The 25,201-nt window shown below is 61.7% G+C and carries 17 protein-coding genes; 2 read left to right on the plus strand and 15 right to left on the minus strand.

What is annotated here, in order from left to right; translation table 11 throughout:
- Position 1: 1 nt before the first annotated feature.
- Together HX868_RS18475 and HX868_RS18480 are read right to left on the minus strand one after the other, a co-directional pair.
- Positions 2-2,257: an ATP-dependent DNA helicase gene (locus tag HX868_RS18475; RefSeq protein ID WP_177003892.1), complete on the minus strand. Its 2,256-nt coding sequence runs from the start codon at positions 2,255-2,257 to the stop codon at positions 2-4.
- Entirely contained in the window at positions 2,254-3,900 is a 1,647-nt protein-coding gene (locus HX868_RS18480; RefSeq protein WP_177003893.1) for a VRR-NUC domain-containing protein, read from the minus strand. Before HX868_RS18480 ends, HX868_RS18475 begins: the two co-directional genes overlap by 4 nt.
- Before the next feature lie 185 nt (positions 3,901-4,085).
- On the opposite strand from HX868_RS18480, the gene HX868_RS18485 reads away from it, so the two are divergent.
- The gene (locus HX868_RS18485; protein ID WP_177003894.1) at positions 4,086-4,310 is read left to right on the plus strand and encodes a YgdI/YgdR family lipoprotein; all 225 of its coding nucleotides are present in this window, start codon (positions 4,086-4,088) and stop codon (positions 4,308-4,310) included.
- A 39-nt stretch (positions 4,311-4,349) separates the two neighbouring features.
- Here HX868_RS18485 and HX868_RS18490 read toward each other — a convergent pair whose 3' ends face one another.
- The 10 genes from HX868_RS18490 to HX868_RS18535 form a co-directional block, all read right to left on the minus strand.
- Positions 4,350-5,762, minus strand: a complete 1,413-nt coding sequence (locus HX868_RS18490; RefSeq protein ID WP_177003895.1) for a polyurethane esterase — start codon at positions 5,760-5,762, stop codon at positions 4,350-4,352.
- An 88-nt stretch (positions 5,763-5,850) separates the two neighbouring features.
- A complete protein-coding gene (locus HX868_RS18495; protein ID WP_177003896.1) occupies positions 5,851-8,961 on the minus strand; it encodes an autotransporter domain-containing protein in 3,111 nt (1,036 codons plus the stop codon).
- 43 nt (positions 8,962-9,004) lie between these two features.
- Positions 9,005-11,962, minus strand: coding sequence for an autotransporter serine peptidase EprS (eprS, locus tag HX868_RS18500; protein WP_177003897.1), 2,958 nt, complete (start codon positions 11,960-11,962; stop codon positions 9,005-9,007).
- A gap of 30 nt (positions 11,963-11,992) precedes the next feature.
- Positions 11,993-13,327 (minus strand): TolC family outer membrane protein, encoded by a 1,335-nt coding sequence (locus HX868_RS18505; protein WP_016977612.1) that lies wholly within the window; start codon positions 13,325-13,327, stop codon positions 11,993-11,995.
- A 2-nt stretch (positions 13,328-13,329) separates the two neighbouring features.
- The gene (locus tag HX868_RS18510; RefSeq protein ID WP_177003898.1) at positions 13,330-14,643 is read right to left on the minus strand and encodes an HlyD family type I secretion periplasmic adaptor subunit; all 1,314 of its coding nucleotides are present in this window, start codon (positions 14,641-14,643) and stop codon (positions 13,330-13,332) included.
- On the minus strand, positions 14,640-16,391 hold the full coding sequence (locus tag HX868_RS18515) for a type I secretion system permease/ATPase (RefSeq protein ID WP_177003899.1): 1,752 nt from the start codon (positions 16,389-16,391) through the stop codon (positions 14,640-14,642). The genes HX868_RS18510 and HX868_RS18515 overlap by 4 nt, the downstream gene beginning before the upstream one ends.
- A 102-nt stretch (positions 16,392-16,493) precedes the next feature.
- A complete protein-coding gene (locus HX868_RS18520; RefSeq protein WP_177003900.1) occupies positions 16,494-16,862 on the minus strand; it encodes an AprI/Inh family metalloprotease inhibitor in 369 nt (122 codons plus the stop codon).
- A gap of 49 nt (positions 16,863-16,911) precedes the next feature.
- Entirely contained in the window at positions 16,912-18,360 is a 1,449-nt protein-coding gene (locus HX868_RS18525; protein WP_095016189.1) for a serralysin family metalloprotease, read from the minus strand.
- 363 nt (positions 18,361-18,723) lie between these two features.
- The gene (locus tag HX868_RS18530; RefSeq protein WP_177003901.1) at positions 18,724-19,830 is read right to left on the minus strand and encodes a DmpA family aminopeptidase; all 1,107 of its coding nucleotides are present in this window, start codon (positions 19,828-19,830) and stop codon (positions 18,724-18,726) included.
- A 9-nt stretch (positions 19,831-19,839) separates the two neighbouring features.
- Complete coding sequence (locus tag HX868_RS18535) at positions 19,840-21,204, minus strand: APC family permease (protein ID WP_038850497.1); 1,365 nt, start codon at positions 21,202-21,204, stop codon at positions 19,840-19,842.
- A 198-nt stretch (positions 21,205-21,402) separates the two neighbouring features.
- Between HX868_RS18535 and HX868_RS18540 the strand changes: the two genes are divergently transcribed.
- The gene (locus HX868_RS18540; RefSeq protein ID WP_177003902.1) at positions 21,403-22,191 is read left to right on the plus strand and encodes a helix-turn-helix transcriptional regulator; all 789 of its coding nucleotides are present in this window, start codon (positions 21,403-21,405) and stop codon (positions 22,189-22,191) included.
- A 70-nt stretch (positions 22,192-22,261) separates the two neighbouring features.
- Here the strand turns inward: HX868_RS18540 and HX868_RS18545 are convergent, their stop codons facing one another.
- The 3 genes from HX868_RS18545 to HX868_RS18555 are packed head-to-tail and all read right to left on the minus strand — an operon-like array spanning position 22,262 to position 25,177.
- Positions 22,262-23,341: a polyamine ABC transporter substrate-binding protein gene (locus HX868_RS18545; protein WP_177003903.1), complete on the minus strand. Its 1,080-nt coding sequence runs from the start codon at positions 23,339-23,341 to the stop codon at positions 22,262-22,264.
- Positions 23,342-23,401: 60 nt separating this feature from the next.
- A complete protein-coding gene (locus HX868_RS18550; RefSeq protein WP_177003904.1) occupies positions 23,402-23,743 on the minus strand; it encodes a cupin domain-containing protein in 342 nt (113 codons plus the stop codon).
- 27 nt (positions 23,744-23,770) lie between these two features.
- A complete protein-coding gene (locus HX868_RS18555; RefSeq protein ID WP_177003905.1) occupies positions 23,771-25,177 on the minus strand; it encodes an NAD(P)/FAD-dependent oxidoreductase in 1,407 nt (468 codons plus the stop codon).
- Between the last annotated feature and the right edge of the window lie 24 nt (positions 25,178-25,201).

Genomic DNA, 25,201 nt, shown 5'->3' on the forward strand with positions numbered 1-25,201 from the left:
CTCAAGCCATCGCCCACCAGCGCGGCAACAATTGACGTACCCGAGCTTCGCCAAATCGGTCATCGATCAGCATCACCACACCCTGGTCCTGCTGGCTGCGGATCACCCGACCCGCCGCCTGCACGACTTTCTGGATGCCAGGGTACAGGTAGGTGTAGTCGTAGCCCGCACCGAAGATCGCGCCCATGCGCACTTTCATCTGCTCATTGATCGGGTTCAACTGGGGCAGGCCAAGGGTGGCAATGAATGCACCGATCAAGCGGGTGCCGGGCAAGTCGATGCCCTCACCGAATGCGCCGCCCAATACAGCGAAACCGATGCCCTGGCTGTGCTCGGTAAACTGGTCGAGAAAGGCCTGGCGCTCGGCCTCGGCCATGCCGCGTGACTGTTGCCACAGCGTAATGTTTGGATGTTTCTCAGCCAGCAACTGCGCCACTTGTTGCAGATAATCGAAACTGCTGAAGAACGCCAGGTAATTGCCAGGCTGCAGGGTGTACTGGCGAGCGATCAGCTCGACAATAGGCTCCAGCGAGGCCTCGCGATGCACGAAGCGCGTGGAGATTGCATCGACGATGCGTACCTGCAATTGCTCAGCCTTGAACGGCGACTCCACATCGACCCACGCCGTATCCGTCGGCAGGCCCAGCAAATCCGCATAGTAATGACGAGGGCTCAGGGTCGCGGAAAACAGCACGCTGCTGCGGGCGGCGGTCAATCGTGGGCGGATGAACTCGGCAGGCACCACGTTGCGCAGGCACAGGGTCGAGCTGCTGCGTTTACCGCTGAACTGCCGCTTGCTGATATCGAAAATGAAGTGTTCGTTGAACAACTCGGCGACCTTGCCGAATTGCAGTACCTCGAAATAAAAGCTTTGCAGGTCGCCGCTCAGAGACTCTGGGTGATCGTTGAAGTATTCGCCCATGGCGCTGGCGCACAGGCTCAGGGCCTGCAGCAGTTTTTCGGGGCGAGCAGAGTAGGCCTGGTACGGCGCAAGTTGGTCCTTGTGCAGCGCGTTCCACTCACGGTTGAGGCGCTGCAAGGGTTTCTTCAAAGGTTCTGGGGCCGTGTCGCGCAGGGTCTTGAGGTGGTACTGGTCGAGGCTGGCGCTGTACATCGAACGGGCCCGTTCGACCAGGTTGTGCGCCTCGTCCACCAACACCGCCGCGCGCCATTGGTTGAGCTGGGCCAGGCCGAACAACATGGCGCCGAAATCGAAGTAGTAGTTGTAGTCGGCAACCACCAGGTCGGCCCAGCGCGCCATTTCCTGGCTCAGGTAATACGGGCAAACGTCATGGGCCAGGGCCACGTCGCGCAGGTTGCGTTGGTCCAGCAGCCGCACCTTGGCGGCGGCGATGCGGGCGGCGGGCAAGCGGTCGTAGAAGCCCCTGGCCAGAGGGCAGGATTCGCCGTGACAGGCTTTGTCCAGGTGCTCGCAGGCTTTGTCCCGCGCCACCAACTCCAGCACACGCAAAGGCATGTCGGGACTGCTGGCATGCAGCACTTGAGCGGCATCCAGGGCGAGCTTACGACCGGGGGTCTTGGCGGTGAGGAAGAACAGCTTGTCCAGTTGCTGGGGGCCCAGGGCCTTGAGCAACGGGAAGATCGTGCCAATGGTCTTGCCGATGCCGGTCGGCGCCTGGGCCATCAGGCAACGGCCGGTGCTGACCGCCTTGTATACCGATTCGGCGAGCGAACGCTGGCCAGGACGGAAACCGGCATGGGGAAACGCCAGGGTTTGCGCGGCGCTGTTGCGCGCTTCGCGGTGCGCCATTTCCTGCTCGGCCCAGCCGAGGAACAGCGCGCATTGCTGGTTGAAGAAGGTTTCCAGCTCGGTCGCTTGAAAGCGTTGGTTGAGCACCGTCTCGCCTTCGCCGACGATGTCGAAGTAGACCAGCGCCAGGTCGATTTCCGAGAGGTTTAGCTTCTGGCACATCAGCCAGCCATACACCTTGACCTGGGCCCAGTGCAGTTGCCGGTGGTTGGCGGGCTGGGCGTCGAGGTCGCCGCGATAGGTCTTCACTTCCTCCAGACGGTTGGCATCCGGGTCATAGCCGTCCGCCCTGCCCCGCACCTTGAGCTGCTGGTATTCGCCTTCAAGCGCGACTTCATTCTGGTAGTGGGCGCTGCGCCGTGAGGCGACGGTGCGGTGGCCGACAATGCCTTCCTGGGCGCTGGGCGACGGTGTGAAGCGCAGGTCGAGGTCACCAACCTTTGCCGTGAACTCGCACAGCGCCCGCACGGCAACGTTGTAGCTCAAGCGGATTCTGCCCAGCGCACATAGCAGACGGTCACCGGCATCTGGTATTCGCCGCAGAATTCCAGCCAGCGCAACTGGTTGTCCTGCAAGCGATCGCCAGGCCCTTTGACCTCGATCATGCGGTAGGTTTTTTGCGCCGGCCAGAACTGGATCAGGTCGGGCATACCGGCGCGGTTGGCACGGATGTCCAGCAGCAGCCGTTCAAACCAATAGCGCAGGTGTTCGGCGGGCAGGCAGGCCAGGGCCTGCTCCAAGAGTTCTTCGCTGAGCAGGTTCCAGAACACGAACGGTGACTGGATCCCCCACTTGTCGCTGTAACGCTGGCGAATGGTGGTTTTGTAGCGTTCGTCCTGCAATTGCTCGAAACACGCAGCGAACAGCGGTGCACGGCGTTGATGGAAGTCTTCGCTGTGCAGGTCCGCCGGGCCGCGTTGGAACGGGTGGAAAAATGAACCCGGCAGCGGTGTAAAGATCACGTCCCAGCACAGCAGGCCGAACAGTGAATTGATCAGCCCGTTTTCAACGTAGTGCACCGGCCCATCGGGCTCGCTGAGGTGAGCCTGCACGCAATACTCCACCGACATCAGCGGCTCGGGTAGCGCAAGGGCAAGGTCCAGGCGGGTGACCGGGCGTGGCTTCACTTTCGGCAAGGCCGGTACACCCAGTTTGCGGCGCAGGCGTGGCACGACACGCAATAAGTGCTGCTGCTCGGCGGCGCTTTCCGGCGCCTGTTGGGCGGCGCTCGCCAGGGCCATGGCTTGGCCGTAGTCCTCTTGACGTTCCAATACCCGGATCAACCGTGAGCGGGCACCGGGGTAGGCACAGTTGCGATAAATCTGTTCCGCCAACGCCAATTCGGCAATGCGCTCGCAATATTGACCGACCTGAAACAACAACTTGGCCCGGCGTTTTTCCAGCCAGGGGTTGTCGGTACTCAGGGTTGCGACCCGGGCCAGCACCGCCTCCAGCACTTCACCGGTTTCAAAGGCCTGCTGGCACTGGTGCAGGAACAGAAAGCCATGCACATCATCACGGCTGCGCAGGCCACGGGACTCTGCGCAGAACTCGACTTTTTCATAGGTGTAGATGCCCAGGTCAGCCAGCACGAATTCCGACCAATCCTGATGCAGGTTGCCAAAAAACATCAGGCGCAGGCGGTCGCACAACTCCATGACGGTAAGGCTGTACAGCGTGTCGGCAAGGTCGGGGCACCAACCGGCAAAACTGCGGCTATCGGTGAATTGTGCCGCCAGCCCGTCCAACCAATCGGCCTTCCTGCCCTTGGGCTGGTGGATCCAAGGCTTGAACGCGCCGAATATCTCGCCTTTTTGCAGCAAGCCGAACAGCGCTTCAAAGGCCAGCAGGGATTCATTGTCGACCCAGCCCAATGCAAGCAATGGCGCGGCAGCGGTGTGCGTGCAGCCGATCTCCACGTAATTGAGTTTGCTCGTCCGAAAGTGCACACCCTTGCGCATCACCATGCGCACCAAAAGCGCCTGGGACGCCTGCGGCAACCTGTCAAATTGCTGAATGAAATGCTGTTCGTCTGCATCGAGCAGATCGGCATAGCGTTGCCCCAGCCAATGCAGGACCTGGCGGAAGTTATGCAGGTAATAGAGCGGGTCTTCGAGGGTATTGGCCATGGTGTACAGCGATCAAATACTGGTTATGCATACAGAGTGCCGTCGCCAAGGCGAGGTTGCAATCGCTAATAGATAAATGGCGCCTGCAACTTTTTGCATAAAAGTGATCAGATGGTGAAGTCGATGGCGTAACATTTGTCGCCCGCGCCTCTGGCGTGGGACTTTTCAAGGTTAAGGTAAGGGTTATGAACATGAAGAATTTGGGTCTGCCGCTGGTTGCACTCACTTTTCTGGTATTGGCCGGTTGCGCGACGCAAACCGTAGTGACGCTGCAAAATGGCACACAGTATTTGACCCAGGACACCCCAAAAACCAAGACTGCCGATGGCTTCTACGAATTCACCGATATTGCCGGCAAGCGTGTACGGGTCAAGGCGGCTGACGTGGCCACCGTGCGCAAGGAAAACTAATGAATAATGGTGTGGGGGCCAGGCCCCCACACACCTCCCTCATGCGATAACCATCCCCTCCCCCGACCAGCCACTCACCCCCACAAGCGTTACCGAATCCCCGCCAACACTGATCACCGTATCCCCACCGTGCTCACGGTAGTCCACACTCCCCTGCACATCCTTGAACACCAGCTTGTCCGTCGGTTGATAGCCAATCACCCGGTCCTGGCCAAAATGCCCGCTGAACAGAAAGGTGTTGTGCCCGCTGTTATCGCGGATCGTGTCATTGCCCTTGCCGCCCTCGATAAAGTCCGCGCCCTTGCCGCCCTGGATCAGGTCATTGCCGTCGCTGCCGATGATGAAGGTGTTGCCCTTGTGCGGCTCGGCATTGCGGTTGAGGTCCTGCACCCAAGTGTTGGCCCGCGCCGGGTCGGACAGGTTGGCGACGATCACGGTGGAATCACGGGTCATCTGCTCGTAAAAACCCGATTCGAGCACCCGCGTCAGACCGTCGCCATAGCCCGTGGGCAGATGGGAAACCCAGGTCGGCAGGTTGACGATGGAGAACGGCAACACATTCCACAGCGTTGAGGCGTAGTGGTCGTTGAAGCTGACGATGTTGTCGGTGGTCGACTCATGGGGTTTGTCGTGCACGCCCAGGGACGACAGGTTGAAGGACGAACCATCCAGCGCACGGAACACCGGGTCATTCTCGTAGCCAATGTTCAGCACCTTGTCGCCGGCGCTCTGGGTCGGCGAGGCGTAGGCCACGTAGTTGGCGTCCTTGTAGAACCCCGCCCACTTGTTGTTGCTCAGGTCGGCCATGCTGTTGACGGCCAGCCCGCCCAGGCTGTGGCCGCTGACCACCACATCCTTGCCGGTCAAGCCGTGCGCACTGGCGTAGTCGGCGACGCTCTTGAGCAAGCCGCCAAAGGCCTCTCCAGCGTAATTCTTCGCGTAATCCTTGGGCCCAAGGGCCGCCAGCAGATCGCTGACCAGATCGCCGATGGAGTCGCTGATCAGGCTTTCACGAGGCCCTGAGGTACCGCGAAAACCAATGCCGATTTCCAGCAACTTGCCGGCGTCATCGTACTTGCCCAGCACCTCGACCTGGGCCGTGGTGTAGCCCGCCTTTTCGCCGAAAAACGTGCCCCGCGCATCGACCTTGCCACCATAGCCCAGCGCGCTGGCACTGATGGGCGTCCAACCGGCCTTTTGCACGGCCTCCAGGGCGGCCTTTTCTGAGTCCGGGTTCCAGGGAATGCCGGGGATCACGCCCTGGGAGTTGGTGCTGCCCAGCAGCGCACCGACCAACGTCGCCGGCAAGCCCAGCCCCAGGCCGTTATGTTGGTAACCCACGGCAAAGCCGTTATCCAGGTTGTGGTAGGAATACAGCGTGATCGCCATGGCATCGGCGAACAACGCTTTGGAGCCCTCGGTGCCGAGGTTTTTATAGTCAAAGATACCCATCGGTAGTGCCTCTCTGTTGTTGGACTTGTCGAGAAAGCCAAACCTGCGGGCACCGGTGGCGCCGACACCCGCAAAGGTCGCTAATCCATCAGAACGCCCAGTCCAGGCTCAAGCCCACCCCATGGACTTTTTCTTTGCTGGCCAGCAGGCCGTTGTAGTCGAAATTGACCCGCGCTTCCTTGCTCAACGCGAGGCTGACCCGTGCGCCAACCAAGGCCGCGTCACGCACCATCGGCGCACTTTCCACCGTAAACGACGGACCGCCCGAGGCAAATGCCAGGTGTTGCTCCGCGTCGGTGCTGCTGAGGTTGTGCTGCCAGCCGAGGGTGCCGGATACCTCCAGTTGCTGGTGGTCGTTCACGTTGAAGGTTTTCAAGGCACGCATGCCCAGGGTGCTCAGCACCAGGTCGCGGGTGTCATCACGACTTTTCAGCGCCGCAGCATCGCCTTTTTCGGTAAACCCATCGCTGTCCAAATGCACGTAGGCCAGGTTGGCGAACGGCTCCAGGGCCAACGGTTGCAGGTTGATGCGGTAGGCCGCTTCGGTGAACACCTGGGTGCTGCGCGCATCAACCTTGGCTTTTTGCTTGCCGGAGACGTCGCCGTATTGCAGGTCGCGTTTCACGTCTGCGCGGTGCCAGCTGTAAGTGGCACCACCGCTCAGGCGCCAGGCGCCGATCTCATGCCCGGCATAGGCGCCGAAGTGGTAGCTGTCGACCGAAGCACGGGAATGCGTGCCGCTGCCCATGTTCAGTGACGTGTCGCTGTACCCCGCGACCAGGCCGATGCGCGTGGACTCGTCGAGTGCACCGTCCACCCCGGCGAGCATGCCGCCGATGGACGTGGTGTAGCCGGCGGTATCGCTGCGGCTGTCAGTCTTGCCCCAAGCGCCCAGGGCCTTGACCCACACGTTGCCACGGCTGTCGAGCGTCTCGCTGGAGGCGCCCATCTCGCCATTGCGCAGGCGCTCGCCCACCGCTTCGCGCACGTACCGGCTGTCATTCACCAGAGCGGTTTCCAGGGCCGGGTAGATTTCCCCCGACAGTTGTTGGAAAGCACCTTGTGCCGACGCCGCATTCGGCGCCAACAGCAGGCTTTCATACACCGCGTTGCCGGCGCCCAATTGCTCGGCGGCGGCGGCCACGGCGCGCTGGTTGTCGGTGGCGCCCGCGCTGGCAAAACTGTTGGCGTTGCGCGCCACGTCCAGTTGCACGCCGTTGGCCGCGTAGTTCAGGTTGCCGCCGAGGAACAGGTAGTTGGGCAGCACCGCACCAAAGCTGCCGGTAATGCCACCTGCGGCTTGCAGGATGTTGTACTGGCGCCCGATCAGGCTTTGCGCCTGTGCGCCACTGAGCAGCGTCGGGCTGTTTTCCAGCGCGAGGGTCACCGTGCCGCCGTTCAAGGTGGCAGTGCCTCCCGCCACAATGCGGTCGCTGCTGGTGGGCGACAGCTCCACGGCATAGGTCGACCCGGCCTCAAACGTCACATCCCCTGCGACGTTCAAAGTGCCGATGGAGTTGCCCGGTGCCACGGTGCCGCCGTTTTTCGCCAGCAACGAACCGATTCGGCCGGAACCCCCGACTACCCCGCTCTGGCTGACGGTCACCTGCGAAGTGAGCGAGCCATTGATGGCCAGCAAGCCCTGATTGACCATGGTCGGGCCGCTGTAGGTGTTGGCGCCGGTGAGTACCAGCGTGCCGATGCCCTGTTTGGTCAGGCCGCCGTGCCCGGAAATGTCATTGCTCCACAGGTCCAACCCGCAGTGCACATCGTTGCAGAGGCGCTGCGTCGGCTTGCCGGCATCGACCACCGCGCCCACGCCCGGTAAATCCGCGACAAACTGCCCGCTGCCATAGGCGCCGTCGATGCGGAACTCGGCCGGAATATCCTCGGCCGTGACGAACATCCCCGGGCCATTGATCGCCTTGCCCAGGTTGATCATGCCCCAGCCGTACAGCGAGTCGATGCCCGGCGCGCCGAGGTCCGTAGCGGTGGTCTTGAGCAGTGTCGAGATCTGGTCGCCGCTCATGTACGGGAAGCGCTGCATCAGCACGGCCGCACTGCCTGCCACGTGGGGCGCGGCCATGGACGTGCCGTTGAAGTTGGCGTAGTCGCTGGTGAGGTTGTCCAGGTTGGTGCCATTGATGACAGAACTGTAGATCTTGGTGCCGGGCGCCGACACGCAAAAACTCGCCGCATAACCGCAACGTGAGGAGAACGTACTGATCACGTACGGATTGGCACTCGCGGTGTCCGGGTTCTGCTGCAACGCCGCGACGGAGAGCCAGTTGGGTGCGATCTCTGGCACAAAGTACGCCAGCCCGGAAATCGCGTCCGGATTGTTGCGGTTGTAGTCGTTGCCGGCGGCGAAGATCGTCAGCACGCCGCTGCGGGCCGCATCGATCGCTCCCTGGTAGGCGCCACCGGCAAGGGTTCCGAGGATCGGCCGGATGTTGTTGAACTGTGCCTGCGCTTCGTTGACCGTGAAATTTGGAAACGCTGGGTCGCGCCCGCCCTTGGCGTACTGCTCACCGATGCCGATGCCCCAGCTGTTGTTGATGATCCGCGCGCCGCTGGCGACCAATGCGTCCCAGCCGGCCTTGTACACCGCGCCATCGTTGCCGAGGATGATGCCGTCTTCGGGGCCCGGGTCACCGTTCTCGGCGCTGATGATTTGCGCATCGAAAGCCACGCCGTGCATGGGCCCGCCATCGCGATTGCCCGCTGCAATCCCGCCGACATGGGTGCCGTGGTTGCCCAGCTTGCCGTTGGAACCGAGCGACGGCGTGCCGTCGTAACGAAACGCATCGCCGGCCTTCACCGGAATGTACGGGTCGGTGTACTGACGGATGCCCTCGGTGACAATCGTCACCACCTTGCCGGGGCTGGCGAACTCCGGGTGCTGGGCGTACACCGGCTGGTCAAAGATCCCCAGCTTGACGCCCTTGCCGGTGTAGCCGGCGGCGTACGCGGTATCGGCATGCACGGCGCCCAGGCCCCAGTCGGCCTTGAACTCATTGCTGCGCCAACTGGCGGCATCGCCCAGTTTGCCGGTTTCCACATAGGGTGCGGCCTGGGCGGTTCCCAGGCTTGCCAGGCAACACAGCAACGCGCCGTATGGCGCGCTGCGGCTGGCCTTTAGCGGGTAGCCCAAGGCGGTGTGGATGGCGGTAGTTAACCCTGACTTGCGTGTTTTCACGGTGACCTTCCTTAGTTTTCTTATTGCACAGGTGTAAATCGCTTCAGAACTGCCAGTTGAGACTCAGCCCCACCCCCTGGGTTTTCTCGCGTCCGCCCAATTGGCCGCTGTAATCAAGGTTGACCCGTGTGGCCGGGCTCAGCGCCAGGCTGGCCTGCACGCCGACCAGCGCGGCATCGCGTAGCAACGGCGAACTGCGCACGGCAAATGACGGCCCGCCTGCGACAAACGCCAAGTGTTCTTCGGATTCAACAGCGGTGAGGCTGTGTTGCCACCCCAGCGAGCCGGAAAGCTGCAGTTGCTGGTGGTCATTGAGGGCAATGGTTTTCAGGGCGCGCATGCCAAGGGTGCTGAGCACGGCGTCCCGCTGATCGCTGCCACGTTCCAGGGCCGCGGCTTCGCCTTTTTCATGGAACCCATCACTGTCCAGGTGCACATAGGCCAGGTTGGCGAAGGGCTCCAGTGCCAACGGTTGCAGGTTGATCCGGTACGCCGCCTCGGTGAAAAGTTGCGCGGTGCGCGCCTCCAGCTTGGTTTTTTGTTTGCCACTGACAGCGCCGTATTGCAGGTCGCGCTTCACGTCACCGCGATGCCAGCTGTAGGCGCCACCGGCACTGACACGCCAATCGCCCAGCTCGCGCCCGGCGTACGCACCGACGTGATAACTGTCGATGGACGCCGAGGAATGCGTGCCGCTGCCCATGTTCAATGAGCTGTCGCTGTAACCGGCGACCAGGCCCACACGCGTTTGCTCGTCCAGCGCGCCATCGACGCCGCCCAACAGACCACCGAGGGATGTGGTGGAACCCGCCGTCTCACTGCGGCTGTCGGTCTTGCCCCAGGCGCCGAGTGCCTTGAGCCACAGGTTGCTTTCAGCGGCGACCGGCACCTGGCGCAAACGCTCGCCCACCGCGTCGCGCAGTTGCAGGCTGTCGTTGATGAGCATGGCGCCGATCGCCGGGTAGATTTCACCGGACAACTGCTGCAAGCCTTGTTGCGCGACCGCAATGGAATCCGATTGCAGCAGGCTTTCGTACACCGGGTTGCCCGCGCCCAATTGCTCGGCGGCCGCGGCTGCGTTGCGTTGGTTGCGCGTCGCCGCGACGCTGGCGAAGGTGGCGTCATTGCGGACCACGTCCAACTGCACGCTGTCGGTGGCATAAGCGAGGGTGCCGCCAAGGAATAGATAGTCGGGCAACACCTGGCCAAACTGACCCTGGATGCCGCCAGCCGCCTGGAGGATGCTGTACTGGCGACCGATCAGGCTTTGTGCCTGTGCGCCGCTGAGCAGGGTCGGGCTGTTTTCCAGTGCCAGGGTGACGTTGCCACCGCCCAGGATCGCCTTGCCGCCGGCGACGATACGGTCGCTGCTGGTAGGCGTAAGTTCCACCGCATACGTCGAACCTGCCCCCAGGTTCACGTCGCCCGCCACCTGCAAGGTGCCTACGGAATTGCCCGGCGCCACACGGCCGCCTTGGTTGACCGACAGCGCTGCAATCCGCCCGGAACCGCCCAGGGTGCCGCTGCTGTTGACGGTCACCGCAGACGCGAGCGAACCGTTCACCGCCAGCAGCCCGCCGTTGACGGTGGTCGCCCCGCGATAGGTACTGTCGCCGCTGAGTACCAGCGTGCCCGCGCCGGACTTGATCAGGCTGCCTGCATAGATCCGCGTCGCGGCCGCCTGATCGCGTGCCGTGCCGATGGCGTAGTCCGTTTGGTCTTGCTGGCTGGCAGTGGCGCCCACGCCGTTTTGCCAGCCCTTGTCGATCAGGGTCTGCTGCCAGGCGCTGTGCTCGGCAGTGTCTTCGGCCTGGCGCTGCAGCAAGGCCTGGTCGGAGATGCCGTTACTCCAGACATCGCCCTGCCCGGCCGCGAGGCTGACGTTCATCGGTCCGAGTAACTGCCCCGGGCCGTGCATCGCCCGTCCCAGGTCCGGTACGCCCCAGCCTATGCTGGTGGTGGGCGCCTGGGTGATGGAACCATCAAGCTGCGTGGCGGTGGTCAACAACACCTGCAATGCCTGCTCGTTGGTCATATAGGGGTAGCGCTCCATCACCAGTGCCAACGCGCCGGTAGCATGGGGCGCCGACATCGAGGTGCCGGATTTCACGCCGTAGCCGCCGTCGGGAATGGTGCTGTTGATCAGCGCGCCCGGGGTGGAAATGCACCAGTATTTGGCAATGCCGCACTGGTTGTATTTCTGGTTGTTGGCCTTGTCCAGCCCCGACACCGCCAGCCAGTGCCCTTCCAATTCCGGCTGGAAATACGGCAACGCCGAGCGCACGCTGGCATTCGCGTAACCACTGTTGCCGGCGCTGAAGACATTGATCACACCGGCCTTGGCCACGTCCGCCGCCGCATCCAGCCAGGTGCCCTGGTTGTAGTGCTGGGCGTAGGCCGCGTGCAGGTCGCCGAGGGTCCGGTAACTGACGTCCTTGGGCTGGCTGCCCCAGCTGTTGTTGATCGCCCGCACACCGGAGTCCACCAGGGCGCTGTACACCGCCTTGAAGTATTTGGGGTCGGGCGTCGGGCCAAACAGGAAGCTGTCGTTGGCGTTGGTATTGCCCACGTAGAGTTGCGCGTTGTACGCCACGCCGTGCATGCCCACGCCATCGCGGGCGGCGCCCATGGTGCCGGTGACATGGGTGCCGTGGGAGTCATTGTTGGGGTTCAGCGCACCGGTGGTGCTGAAGGGACGGCCATCCACGTAACTGCCGGTGGCGGTGACGGCGTGATAGCGGTCTTTGGAGGCTTCCGGGTGGTTGGGATCGAAGCCTGAGTCCAGCGCACCGATCTTTACCCCGCTGCCGGTGATGCCGGCGGCGTAGGCTTCATCGGCCTTCATGCGCCCCAATCCCCAGTCACTCTGGAATTCGGCGGAACGCCAACTGGCGGCGTTCCCCGGTTGACCGGTCTCGGTATAAGCCGCCTGCGCCGCAACGGACAACAGCAGCAAGGAACCCGCGGTAAAGGGTTTGAAACGGAGCGAATCGGTGATCATCGAAACCATCCTTATTGTTGTTATAGCGGCTTATTTCATGGGGCCAAAGGCCTCATCGACTTTTGCCAGGTCGGTGTCCCGCAGGTTGCCGGCGTAGTAATGCAACTTGGTCCAGGCCATCAGGTAGTCGTAGCGCGCTTGCGCGAGGTCGCGGCGGGTGCTGTAGAGCTGCTGCTCGGCGTTGAGTGCATCGAGGTTGACCCGCTCGCCGCCGAGGATGCTCTGCTTTGTCGACACCACCAGCGCCTCGGCCGATACCAGCGCCTTCTGGTACGCACGCAGCTTGCTCACCCCCGACAGGCAGGCACTGAACTGCCGACGCAGTTCGATCAGGGTTTCGCGGGTCTTGCCCTCCAGTTCGTACTCGGCCTGCTCCATGGCACGGCTGGCCTGGCGGGTGGATGCGGAGATGCCGCCACCGGCATACAGCGGCACGCTCACTTCAACGCCGATGGTGTTGGTGTCGTAGCGCTGGTTGTAGGTGTTGCCGCTGTCGGATTCCTGCTGACGGGAACTGGCATAGGCCGTGACCTTGGGCAAATGCCCGGCGCGGTTGCGCTCCACTTCATAACGCGCCACTTCCAGGGCCTGGCGCTGCGAGGCCAGCGTGGGGTTGTTGCTGATCGCCAGTTCGTGCCAGGTGTCGTAGTTGGCCGGGGTCAGGGTGAAGGCGGCAAAGCCCTGGTTCAGCGGGGCCAGGTCGTGGATGTTGACGCTTTGCACGCCGATCAGTGCGCCCAGCTCCCGCAGGGACGCGTCCTGTTCATCCAAGGCCTGGATCTCTTCGGCGGTGGCCAATTCGTAACGGGATTCGGCTTCCAGAATATCCGTACGAGTGCCCTCGCCTTGCTGGAACAGATGCTGGTTCTGCTGGAACTGCTGTTCGAACGCCTTCTTCTTCGCGCGGGCGATGTCGATCTGGTCCTGGGCGAACAATGCCTGGGTGTAATACGTCAGCACCCGCACCAGCAGTGCCTGGCTCTTGTCGCGAAAGCTTTCATCGGCAAACAGCGCCTGGGCCACGCCTTTGCGGTAGTTGGCGTAGGCCTCATAGTCGAACAGCGGCTGTTGCAGGCTGAAGGTGGAGCCATAGCTGTTGTAGTTGCGGTCGTCGCGATAGCTACCGCCGCGCCCATCGGGCAAGTGGGCCTCGGAATTGTTGCGCCCCTTGTTGTAGTTGTACGACAGCCTGGGCAGCAGGCCGGCGCGGCCGATGGCGCGGTTTTCCAGGCCGGCGTCGCGCTCCTTGATGGCGCCGAGGAACACCGGATCGTTGCGCAAGGCTTGCTCATACACATCGAAAGGGCCCATGGCGGCCTGGGCCGTGGTGCAAGTCAACAGCAAGGCGATAAACACAGGTTTCATGTCTATTCCTCGGTCAACGCGGAGCCGGCGCGGTCGAGCAGCGGCTTGAACAGGTAATTGAGCAGCGAGCGCTCGCCGGTGCGCACGAACATCTCGGCGGGCATGCCCGGCTTGATCACCAGCCCGTGAAGTTTTTCCAACGCCGCTTCGCTCACCGTAGTGCGCAGCACGTAGTAGGCCGCGCCGGTTTTTTCATCGAGCATCTGGTCGGCAGAGATCAGGCTGACCTCCCCCGGCACACGCGGTGTGCGGCTTTGGTTGAAGGCAGTGAACAAAATGTCGACCGGCAGGTGCGTGCCGACCTTGTCGACCAAATGCACCGGCAAACGCCCTTCCACTTCCAGGCGCGTGTCTTGGGGCACGATCTCCAGCAGGGTTTCACCCGCGCGGACCACGGCGCCTTCGGTGTGCACGCTGAGATTGACCGCAATGCCATCCGCCGGGGCGTTGATTTCGCTGTGTTGCAGGTCGAATCCGGCCGAGGTGAGTTGTTGTTCCAGAGTCAGGCTACGCAGCTGTGCGTCGGCCAACTGGCTGCGTACTTCCTTCTGGTACTCCTCACCATGCTGTTGCAGTTTCAGCCGCGATTCGAGGATGCCTTGTTCGACACGGCCACTTTCGCCGGTGTTTTGCGCCAGGTCCTGTTGCACCTGGGACAACTGCCGTTGGTAGTCCATCAGCCGGTTGCGCGGGATGTAGCCGTTGTCGGCCAAGGGTTGCAGGTTGCTCAGTTGATCACGCAGGGACTGGGCCTGGGCGGTCAAGTCGCTGCGGGCGCGGCGCATGCCGCCCAACTGCGCAGAGGCACCGTCGATATTGGCGCGGATTCCGGCCTGTTCGCGGGCAAAGGCTTCGCGACGGCTGCTGAACAATTGGCGCTGGCCTTCCAGCACCATTGCCAGGGCCGGGTCGGGATTGGCGCTGAGTTCGGTGGGAAAGGTGATGCTGGCCTGGTTGTCACGCTCGCTCTGCCAGCGCGCCACGCTGGCCCAGGCCATGCGGTATTGGGCTTGCAGGGATTGCACGTCGGCCTGGTGCTGGGTCTGGTCGAGGCGGAACAACGGCTGGCCTTGTTTTACAAGCTCGCCCTCCTTCACCAGAATCCGGCTGACCACGCCGGGGCTGAGGGTTTGCACCGCCTTGCGCTTGCCCGACACCACCACCGTGCCTTGTACGGGAATGCCCTGGTCCAATGGCGCCAGGCTGGCCCACAGGAAGAAGCCGCCAGCACCGACCACCGTCAGCAACCAGCCCATGCGAGCGAAAAAATTGGCGTCGTGTTCTTTGAAGCGGGGTTCAACAGTGATGCTGCTCATGCGCCTGGATTCCTTGCGGCCTGATACTGACGACTGAAACTCACGCCCGGTTTTTCCTTGGGAGCTTCCTGCTGACCGGACAACGCCCGCAGCACTTCCTGGCTCGGCCCGAATGCCTGCAGATGCCCTTCGCTGAGCACCAGCAGCTTGTCGGCCTGGGCCAGCGCCGACGAACGATGGGTGACCAACACCACACTGCTGCCCTGGGCTTTCATCTGCACGATGGCACTGGCCAGGGCGGCTTCGCCGACGGTGTCGAGGTTGGAATTGGGCTCATCCAGCACGATCAGGCGCGGCCCGCCGTACAGGGCCCGGGCCAACGCTACCCGCTGTTTCTGGCCGCCGGACAGGCCGCCGCCGTTGTCACCCAGCACCGTGTCGTAGCCCTGGGGCAAGCGCAGGATCAGTTCATGCACGCCAGCCTGCTGCGCGGCCTGCACCACCTGCTCAGGGTCGGCCTCGCGAAAGCGGGCGATGTTGTCGGCAATGCTGCCGCTGAACAGCTCGATGTCCTGGGGCAGATAGCCAATGTGGGGGCCGAGGTCATCGCGGTCCCAGCGATGAATGTCCGCGCCATCCAGGCGCACCGTTCCCGCCAGCGTCGGCCAGACGCCCACCAGCACACGGGCCAGGGTGGATTTACCGGAGCCCGAGGCGCCGAGCACACCGAGCACTTCACCCGCGCCCAGGTTGAAATTGACCTGATGCAAGGTCGCCACCCGCCGCCCTGGCGGGCCTGCACTGACCTGTTCGAAGCTGACCTGGCCTTTGGGCGCCGGCAGCTTCATCTGCTCCACCTCCGGGGGAAACTCGCGCAACAAATCATCCAGCCGCTGATAGGCCAGCTTGGCCGAACTCCATTGTTTCCACACCGCAATCAACTGGTCGATGGGGCTGAGCACCCGGCCCATCAGAATGGAGCCGGCGATCATCATCCCGGCGGTCATATCGCCTTTGATCACCAGCAACGCCCCCAGGCCCAGCACCAAGGATTGCAGACACAACCGCAGGGATTTGCTCAGGGAAGTCACCACGGAGCCGGTGTCACTGGCCTGGTTTTGCAAGCCGAGAAACTGTGAATGCACCGCAAACCAGCGCTGGCGCAGCGCACCAAGCATGCCCATGGCCTGGATGGTCTCGGCATTGTGCAAGTGGCTGGTGGCCAGTTGCGTGGACTGCTGGGAATAACCACTGGCTTCGCCCAACGGCTTTTTGGTCAGGTATTCATTCAGGCATGCGAGGGCGATCAACAGCACCGCGCCCGCGGTGGCCAGCACACCGAGCCACACGTTGAACAGGAAGATCACAAACAGATAAATGGGAAACCACGGCGCGTCGAAAAACGCGAACAACGCAGGCCCGGTGATGAATTGGCGAATATGGGTCAAATCGCCCAAGGACTGCCCGGCATGCCCTTGCCCGCGTTGCAGGTTGCGTTCAAACGCGGCCTTGTACACGCGCAAGTTGAAACGCCGCTCCAACTGGCTACCGATGCGGATCACGATAAAACTGCGGATCACCTCAAGCGTGCCAATAAACGCAAAGAAGCCCACCACCATCAGCGTCAACATCACCAGGGTGGTTTCATTCTGGGAGGACAGCACGCGGTCATACACTTGCAGCATGTAAATCGACGGCACCAGCATCAGCAGGTTAATCAATGCCGTGAAACAGCCAACACTGATCAAAATACTTTTGTACTCACCCAGCGCCTTGAATAACGGCGCGACGGCATGGGACTTTGCCATGGTTTCTGATCTTCCTTGAAGCAAATTGCGCGCAATAGTTGCCCCAGCCCCGAACAACGGAGCGGCCAACTAATACATTCAGTTATTAACTTATAACGACAACTAAGGTGTGCGTTGCAATACAACTTCCAGTCCCGTCGGCGTGCGGCCTTTATATTCGCCCGGCTGCTCTCGGTTGAGGTGGGTTATCCCGCTGCCCTCGGCATTCATCAGCCAGATGCCATCCGGTGTCGGCGTCCAGGTCAGGGGTTTTTCGCCGAGCCACTGTGCGACACAAGCGATGTCGCCGCCCACAGCATTCGCCTGCTCCAGCAGCTCCAGCGCGCACACCTGATCCTGCTGGTGCAACTGCCAATGCCCGGCCAACTGGGCGGTGGTGGGTAATACAAGACTGCTCGCCATGACGTGGGCTCCTGCCGACACGAACATCACCTGCAAGGCGCGGGTGATCACTGTGATAAAACGCTGCATCTTCACGCTCCATCGGTAAAGCGCGGCGCCGAAACGCCGCGCCCGTGCATTACGCCACGATGTCGCTGACGGCTGCCTGGCCGACGGTGGTGACGAGGAAGTCCGCCACGCCGTGCCCGGAGAAGTCCACTGCCAAGGTGCCCAGGTTGGTACCTGCGGCGTAGGTCAGCACAGCATCGCCGGCATGCCCGGTGAAGGCATTGACGAAGGTCAGGCCTGCGCCCTTGGTAATGCCCGACAGGTCGATCTTGTCCGAACCCGAAGTAAAGTCAAAGATCTTGTCCGCAGCGCCCGGCTTGGAGTCGGAACTGGCACCGAACACAAAGGTGTCGTTGCCCGCGCCGCCCCACAGTTGGTCCGCACCGCCGCCACCGTAGATGAGGTCGTTGCCGGCCCCACCCTTGATCACGTTGGCCGCGTTGTTACCAATGATCAGGTCATTGCCCGAGCCACCGAAGGCATTCTCGACAGTCACGCCCTTGGCGATGGACACGTTGCCCACCAGGCCGCCAACGTCGGAGAACGACGTTTCATTGAGGTTGATCTTCTGGTTCTGGGTGAAACCGGAGAAGTCCAGGGTGTCGTTGCCACCCCCGTCCCACACCGAGAACACCAGCTTGTCGGCGTTCGAGGTGGCGCTGAGGAAGTCACGCCCGGTGTTGGAGTTGAAGCCGTAGGTGGTGTCGCCGGCGCGGGTGTTGTAGTTGGCGCCGTAGAGCTTCTGGATCGCTGCGATGTCGTCGATCAGCGGGCCGGACGCGTAAGCCTCGACGCCGCCCTTGCTGAAGTTCTGGTTGGTGTTGCTCTCGCTCCAGTAACTCATGACGCTGTAGCCACGCGTGTCCTGTCCATAGTCCGCGTCTTTGTAGGAAGGGTTGCCGGTCCCGGCGTTGTAGTCGCCAGGGTGGTCCAGGCCCAGGGTATGCCCGATTTCGTGGGTCAGGGTCTGCCGGCCGTAGTTGTTCAGGTCCGGGGTCTTGTTCGGCGTGTAGCTGCTGTTGGTCAGGTACCAGGAGGTGCCGTCCAGGCCACTCTGGTGGTACTTGTCGTTGGTGCCCGGCAGGTAGGCAAACGCGGCCGCGCCGTCCTGGCCCCCGCTGTAGTTGCCAAAGGTCATGTGGAAGTCACCGCCCGAGGCTTTCTCGGTGAAGGTCACATTGGCCACATCCGCCCAGGATTGCATGGCCAGTACGGCCTGTGCTTTCTGCTGGGTGTTGAACTGGCTGAACCCGGTGATGCCATGTTTGTTCATGGTTGCCGAGGACGCCGAGGTGAGGAAGGTGTAGGTCAGATCGATCTTGCCGTTGCCATCCAGGTCACGATAGGCCGCATTTTCACGCAACAGGTGGTCAGCCGCCTGGTCCACGGAAAACGAGGGTTTACCGTTGACCGTGAGGTTGCCGCCACGGTCATACAGATGGCTGAAGCTATCGATTTGCGAGTAAGCGGTACTGGCTTGCGCCGCCGACACGATAGCCTTGTCTTTAACTTTTGACATAAACGTACTTCCTTGTTTGCAAGTGCATCAGTCTTTGTTCGATAGGAACCTCGCGGGCGAGATCGTCCTATCACTCGCCTCTTTTGAAGGCGTAAGAAAACTGACACAACTTGAAATCTTTCGTCTACATCTTTTCCTGCACTATAAGCGTGCAAATAAACAACTGAAACAAGTTCAGTGCCGTATTTATTGGCCGACATTGGCTTTCGCCCAGCAAAAAGGCTGCGCGATTATTTAAATATTAAATAGGACTAACGCCGCTCAAGTTGAGCGGCGCGGTTAATTAATGGATCCAATATATTGGCAGGGTGTCATTGGCAACATTAAACAGCCACTACTTGTATTAATAACTTCGCTTGCCCCCTATTGCCGGGACACACTCCAGCCAGTCTTGCGCAATACCTCCAGCACTGTTTCGCCCTTAAGGCCGGGTACCAGAACGCCGTGGTCAGTGAGCATGTCCTCTCCCGCCAGGATGGCATTGATGATCGCCTCTTCCACCGCTTCCGCCGCCGCGCTGAACAGCGGCGAAATGTGGTCGTTGTTGACCATCTGCAAGGTGCTGCTGAACGGCAGGCCCTTGCGCCCATAATCCGCTGGCGGCAGATCCTGGTTACCCGTGGCAAAGGCCAGGAACAGGTCACCACTGGAGTCCTCGGTGCCGCCACCGGTACGTGCGATGCCGATGGACGCACGTTGCGCCAGGCGCTGGCATTGGTGCGGCAACAGCGGTGCGTCGGTGGCCAGGATTACCACGATCGAACCCATGCCCGGCGTGCCTTGCTCGGCGAACGGTGAAGGAATCTCCATCAACTGGCGCCCCACCGGGTAGCCATCCACCCGCAGCTCCTGGCGTTTGCCATGGTTGGCCTGCACCAACACGCCGACGGTCCAGCCGCCCTGCTCGGCCGGCAGGCGCCGCGAGGCCGTGCCGATGCCACCCTTGAACTCATGGCAGATCATGCCGGTGCCACCGCCGACCGCGCCTTCCTGCACCGGGCCGGTTTCGGCATTGTCCACGGCTTCGCGCACATGCTCGGGGCCGACGTGCTGGCCCCAGATATCGTTGAGCAGGCCGTCATAGGTTTCCATCACCACCGGCATGCACCAGTACACCGCCGGGTCCGCCAGGCGCTCGCGCTCCAGGGCGATCAGGCTGTCGCGCACAATGCCGATGCTGTGGGTGTTGGTGATGGCCAGCGGCGTGGTCAACAGCCCTGCTTCGTTGATCCACTCAAGGCCAGTGGCGTCACCATTGCCATTGAGCACGTGGTAGCCGGCGAAGCACGGTTGCTGGCGGGCTTCTCCGGCGCGTGGCTGGATGACGCTGACGCCGGTACGCACGTGCTTGCCGTCGATAAGCGTCTTGATCGTGCTGTGCCCGACCCGAACACCGGGCACATCGGTGATGGCGTTCCACTCACCGGGCGTACCCAGCCCCAACGTGATGCCCAATTGACGTGCGCGCATAACCACTCCTTACAATTTCTGGAAGACCGGACTCAACCGGCCACTGATGCAATACAGAATCACCGACAGGGCCAGCAAGCCGATGATGATCATGATGTCGCGGATCGAAGCCGCCGCCACCAGCGTGACCAACAGATAACCCGCGCCCAGTACCGCAACCAACGCCGGCAGCGGCCACAGCGGCATGCGATAGGGATGCTCGCGATCACGCAGCAGCACCCGGCTCATCAACGCGCTCAACGCCACCACCAGATACACCAACATGATCAGCAACACGCTGAACGAGGTCAGGTCGGCGAGGTTGGAGCTGAAACTCAACAGCGCCGAAGGAATCGCCAGGAACAGCGTAGCCAACCAGGGCGAATCCCAGCGTGGGTGAATACGCGTAAACAGTTTGTTGATGCTCGGCGTCCACAGCGCATCACGGCCGCTGCTGAACACCACGCGGCCGATCTGGATCACGATGGCGACAATGGCATTGAACACCGACAGGAAGATTCCGGCGCTGACCAAGCGCGAGAGGGTTTCATTGCCATGGCTGGTCAACAGATAACCGATGGGGTCCGGGCTGCTGATCATCTCACTGAGCGATGGCGCACCGATCAACAATGCCGTGATCGGCACCAGTTCGATGATTACCACCAGCCCCAGGGACCACAGCACCGCCTTGTGCACGCCTTTGCCGCCGCATTTCATGTCTTCGGCCAGCAACACGGCTGGGCCATAGCCGTTGTAGGAAAACAGGCCGATGCCCACCGCGCCGATCACCAGGGCCCAGGGTGCCAGGTGCAGCACGCCGTTTTCGACGATCTGCGGCTGGAACAGCACGCTGGCCGGCTGTACCGGATTGCCGAAGCCGATCACTACGATCACCAGTAACGCCGCCACTTCAAGCAGCAGGCAGGTGCCGGTGATCCAGGCATTCAGCTTGATATTGAGGATGCCCAGGGCGTAGCTGCACACCACGATTACCAGGGCGACGGTCTGGGAGTCGAACTTCGTGCCCAAGGCGTTATTCAGATAAGTCGCCGCGCCTGTGGCGAGCACCGGCGGGATAAACAGCAACATCACCAGCACGGTCAGGAACGTCGCATAGCCCGCCATGCCACCAAACACGCGCTTGGCGTACACATACTCGCCACCGGCGCTGTTGTGGGCGCGGCCCAGTTCGGCGTAACAGAAGGCAAACATCAGAGCTAGCAGGCCGGCCATTACAAACGCCAGGAATACGCCGCTGCCAGCTTGCTGGATGGCAAATGGCGCGATCACAAATACGGAACTGGCCGGCGTCACCGCTGACACGGTGATGGCGACCACATCGAAGACACTCAAGGTGGGTTTCAGCACGCCGTCGGGCGTGGGGGAAGTGCTCATATCGTTATCCTCTGTCGTTGTTCTTGGTGTGAGGCAGAAACGAAAAATCTGATCATCGCGGGATATGTTTCCCGCTGAATGATGAGGACAATAAACACGACGTTCATGTCAGCCAATTCCCCTATTGGCGTACTCCCCTTGACGCCACCCGGCAAAAGCCGAACCCTTGGCCGATCTTTTGCGGTGGGAGCCTGTCATATGAGCCTGTTTCGAGAAGTCGGCATGCACGCCGGCCTGGGCCGCACCGTCGCGCACATCGGCACCGAGCGTTTCTGGAAACAGTTGGTGTTGTTGCTGCACCAGTGTCTGCCGTTCGATAACGCCCTGGCGATCTTCTACCCATTGGAGGGGCCGCCCCAGGCCCTGGAAGAATACGACGCCCAACCCAGCAGCAAGCCGGCGTCGATGCTGGTGTACCTCAATGGTTTGTATTTGCTCGACCCGTTTTTCCAGGCCTGTCGCGAAGGCTATGCCAGCGGCGTGTACCGCCTGGAGGAAGTGGCGCCGGATCATTTTCGCCAGAGTGAGTACTTCCTCAACTACTTCCACGACAACGTGCTGGAGGATGAGGTGCAGTTCATTCTGCAAGTGCCGGGCGCGGGGACGTTGTCACTGTCGTTGGGCATGCAACGGCGCTTCAGCGTTGAAGAGACTGGGCTGATGACCCTGCTGGCGGCCTGGGTGTTGCCGTTGATGCAGCAGCATTGGCAGCAGACTACACAACGTGCGGCACCGGCCATGGATAGCCAGATCCGCGATGCGTTGAGTCATTTCGGCAGCGGCGTGCTGTCGGAGCGTGAGCTGGAAATCGCCCGCTTGGTATTGCGCGGATTTTCGTCCAAGGCGATGGCTGAGCGTCTGAAGATCTCGCCGGACACAGTGAAGGTGCACCGGCGACATTTGTACGCGAAGCTGGATATCTCGTCACAGCCGGAGCTGTTTTCGTTGTTTATCCAGTCGCTGGGGCATGACCTGGAAAATCCATGAGCCCGAGGTTGTACTCGGTTTAAATATGGGAGCGGGCAAGCCCGCTCCCACAGGGGGGCGTGCGTCGCACTTACTTACCGGTGCGAATGGTGTTCCACACGCGCGTACGCACCCGGTCGATATTCAACGGCATCGCTTCCAACGCAAACAACTTGCCCATCATTTCCGGGCTCGGATAGACCTTGGTGTCAGACTTGATGGCTGGGTCTACCAGGCTGTCGGCGGCTTGGTTGCCGTTGGCGTAATGCACATAGTTGGTGATGCTGGCCATTACTTCCGGGCGCAACAGGTAGTTCATGAACGCATACCCGGCTTTTTCATCCGGGGCGTCAGCAGGCATGGCGACCATGTCGAACCAGATCGCGGCGCCTTCCTTGGGAATGTTATAGCCGATGTTCACGCCGTTTTTGGCTTCCTTGGCACGGCTTTCGGCCTGCAGGATGTCGCCGGAGAAGCCCACCGCCACGCAGATGTCGCCGTTGGCCAGGTCTGCGGTGTATTTCGAGGAGTGGAAGTACGCGACGTAAGGACGCACTTTCATCAGCAAGTCTTCAGCCTTCTTGTAGTCCTCAGGCTTCTTGCTGTGGTGCGGCAAGCCCAGGTAGTTCAGCGCAGCCGGCAGCAGCTCCGGGCCGTTGTCCAGAATCGCCACGCCGCACTTCTGCAGCTTGGCCATGTTCTCCGGCTTGAAGATCAGGTCCCAGGAGTCGACCGGTGCGTTGTCGCCCAGTACCGCCTTGACCTTGTCGATGTTGTAGCCGATGCCCGTGCTGCCCCACAGGTACGGGAAACCGTGGGCATTGCCCGGATCGTTGTTTTCCAGGGCCTTGAGCAGCACCGGGTTAAGGTTCTTCCAGTTGGGCAACTGGCTCTTGTCGAGCTTCTTCAGCGCGCCACCCTGGATCTGCCGGGCCATGAAATGGTTGGACGGAAACACCACGTCGTAGCCGGATTTACCGGTCATCAACTTGCCGTCGAGGGTTTCGTTGCTGTCGTACACGTCGTAGGTGAAACCAATGCCGGTTTCTTTCTGGAAGTTCTTGGTGGTGTCCGGCGCAATGTAGTCCGACCAGTTATAGATTTTCACCGTTTCGGCGGCCTGGCCGATAGAGGCCACCAACATCAAGGGCAACAGGGCAATGGCTTTCATGGTTCGATTTCCTGGCGGTTTTAGGGCTGTTTTTATGGCAGGCGATCAAGGATCAAAGCGTTACAGGATCAATACGTAGGTCTTGCGCACGGTTTCCTGGATGTCCCAGATGCCGGTGCTGTTGGCCGGCAACATCAGTGCATCACCGGCTTGGATGTGGACGATTTCACCGTTGTCTGGGGTGAAGGAGCAGCGGCCCTGGATAAAGTGGCAAAACTCCTGGGATTTGATCTGTCGACGCCAGACACCTGGGGTGCATTCCCAGATGCCGGTTTCGACGCCATCGTTGCGCTCGACGCTGAGGGTCGAGGCCACGGCAATGGGCTCGCCCAAGGGCACGGCGACGGGCGACGAGTCCGGCAAGTGGGCGTTCAGCGTGTCTTTGAATTGCGTGATGCTCATGGGGTTTTCCCGTGTGAGTGAAACGACTTAGTGCATGAAACCTTCCATGAACCCGGCCACGCCGGTCGCCAACTTGCGGCGCCAAGGGGCGGTATTGGGGTTGGCCAACACCTGGTCTTCATGGACGAAACTGCGAATGATCGCGTTGTAGCCCAGCCAGCGGCAGGGTTCGGGCTCCCAGGGCTTGAGCGCGTCCAGGCCGCGCTCGCGGATCACCCAGGGTTGATGGGTCAACGGCGTGTCGCGGCCCAGGATCAGGTCGGCCAGGGTACGGCCACCCAGGTTGGTGGCGCCAACGCCCTCCCCGCCATAACCACCGGACAATGCGATGCCGGTCTTGTGGTCACACAGCATGTGCGGTCGGAAACTGCGCGACATGCCCAGGTTGCCGCCCCATGAATGGGTAATCTTCACGTGCTTGAGCTGTGGGAAAAGCTCACCGAACAGGTAGCGACGCAGCTCCACTTCGCTGTCGGTCAGATCGAAGTTGTGGCGCAGTTTCCCGGCGAACTGGTAGCCACCACGGGCGCCGAACACCAGGCGGTTATCCGCCGACCGCTGGCCGTAGGTCACCTGGCGGCTGCTTTCGCCAAAGGCTTGGCCATGGCTCAGGCCGATTTCATCCCAGGTGCTGCCCGGCAACGGCTCGGTGGCCACGATCAGGCTTTGCACCGGCAGTTGATAACGGCCCAAAGGCGGCAAGGTGTTGGCGTAGCCCTCCACGGCCGGCACCACCCAGGCGGCACGAACACCAGCCTTCGCCGTGCGCAGGCCGCCGGATTGCCACTGAGTCACTGGGCTGTTTTCGTAGATCGCCACGCCCATGCTTTCCACTACGCGCGCCAGGCCGCGCACCAACTTGGCAGGGTTGATGGTCGCCACGTGCGGCGCATAGATACCGCCATAAGGCTTGGCGATACGAATCTGTTCGGCCAGTTGCTGCGGGGTGAGCCAGCGATAGTCGGCTTCGGTCAGGCCCTGGGCGTAGAGTTTGTCCAGGTAGCGACGCAGGCTGCCCTCCTGCTCGGGGTAACGCGCGGCGCAGTACAGCGCGCCGCCCTTGCGGTAGTCGCAGTCGATGCCTTCACGCGCCAGCACTTGGGCCACTTCATCGGGAATGGCGTGCAGCAGATCAAACGAGGCGCGCCGTTGTTCGGGGTTCAGGCCGGCCAACAGGCGGTCCTCGCCCAGCAGGTTGCCCATCAGCCAGCCGCCGTTGCGGCCGGAGGCGCCGAAGCCGGCGGTTTGCGCTTCGATGATCGCGATGTTCAGTTCGGGCGCCTGGCGCTTCAGGTAATACGCGGTCCACAGCCCGGTATAACCGGCGCCGATGATAGCCACGTTGACGTCCAGGTCATGTTCCAGCGACGGCCGCGCATGCAGCGGGTCATCCAACTGGTCCATCCATAAGCTGATGTTGCGCCATGCCGGCATGCCGGGTTCCCCTACCTCGTTTCG

This window comes from Pseudomonas reactans, from assembly GCF_013385825.1.
GTDB classification, from domain to species: Bacteria; Pseudomonadota; Gammaproteobacteria; order Pseudomonadales; family Pseudomonadaceae; genus Aquipseudomonas; species Aquipseudomonas reactans.

Excerpts from the sequence above, each read along its gene's own strand:
- HX868_RS18480 (WP_177003893.1), bottom strand. The coding sequence starts at position 3,900 with ATGGCCAATACCCTCGAAGACCCGCTCTATTACCTGCATAACTTCCGC.
- HX868_RS18485 (WP_177003894.1), top strand. The coding sequence starts at position 4,086 with ATGAACATGAAGAATTTGGGTCTGCCGCTGGTTGCACTCACTTTTCTG.
- HX868_RS18490 (WP_177003895.1), bottom strand. The coding sequence starts at position 5,762 with ATGGGTATCTTTGACTATAAAAACCTCGGCACCGAGGGCTCCAAAGCG.
- eprS (WP_177003897.1), bottom strand. The coding sequence starts at position 11,962 with ATGATCACCGATTCGCTCCGTTTCAAACCCTTTACCGCGGGTTCCTTG.
- HX868_RS18505 (WP_016977612.1), bottom strand. The coding sequence starts at position 13,327 with ATGAAACCTGTGTTTATCGCCTTGCTGTTGACTTGCACCACGGCCCAG.
- HX868_RS18510 (WP_177003898.1), bottom strand. The coding sequence starts at position 14,643 with ATGAGCAGCATCACTGTTGAACCCCGCTTCAAAGAACACGACGCCAAT.
- HX868_RS18515 (WP_177003899.1), bottom strand. The coding sequence starts at position 16,391 with ATGGCAAAGTCCCATGCCGTCGCGCCGTTATTCAAGGCGCTGGGTGAG.
- HX868_RS18520 (WP_177003900.1), bottom strand. The coding sequence starts at position 16,862 with ATGCAGCGTTTTATCACAGTGATCACCCGCGCCTTGCAGGTGATGTTC.
- HX868_RS18525 (WP_095016189.1), bottom strand. The coding sequence starts at position 18,360 with ATGTCAAAAGTTAAAGACAAGGCTATCGTGTCGGCGGCGCAAGCCAGT.
- HX868_RS18530 (WP_177003901.1), bottom strand. The coding sequence starts at position 19,830 with ATGCGCGCACGTCAATTGGGCATCACGTTGGGGCTGGGTACGCCCGGT.
- HX868_RS18535 (WP_038850497.1), bottom strand. The coding sequence starts at position 21,204 with ATGAGCACTTCCCCCACGCCCGACGGCGTGCTGAAACCCACCTTGAGT.
- HX868_RS18540 (WP_177003902.1), top strand. The coding sequence starts at position 21,403 with ATGAGCCTGTTTCGAGAAGTCGGCATGCACGCCGGCCTGGGCCGCACC.
- HX868_RS18545 (WP_177003903.1), bottom strand. The coding sequence starts at position 23,341 with ATGAAAGCCATTGCCCTGTTGCCCTTGATGTTGGTGGCCTCTATCGGC.
- HX868_RS18550 (WP_177003904.1), bottom strand. The coding sequence starts at position 23,743 with ATGAGCATCACGCAATTCAAAGACACGCTGAACGCCCACTTGCCGGAC.
- HX868_RS18555 (WP_177003905.1), bottom strand. The coding sequence starts at position 25,177 with ATGCCGGCATGGCGCAACATCAGCTTATGGATGGACCAGTTGGATGAC.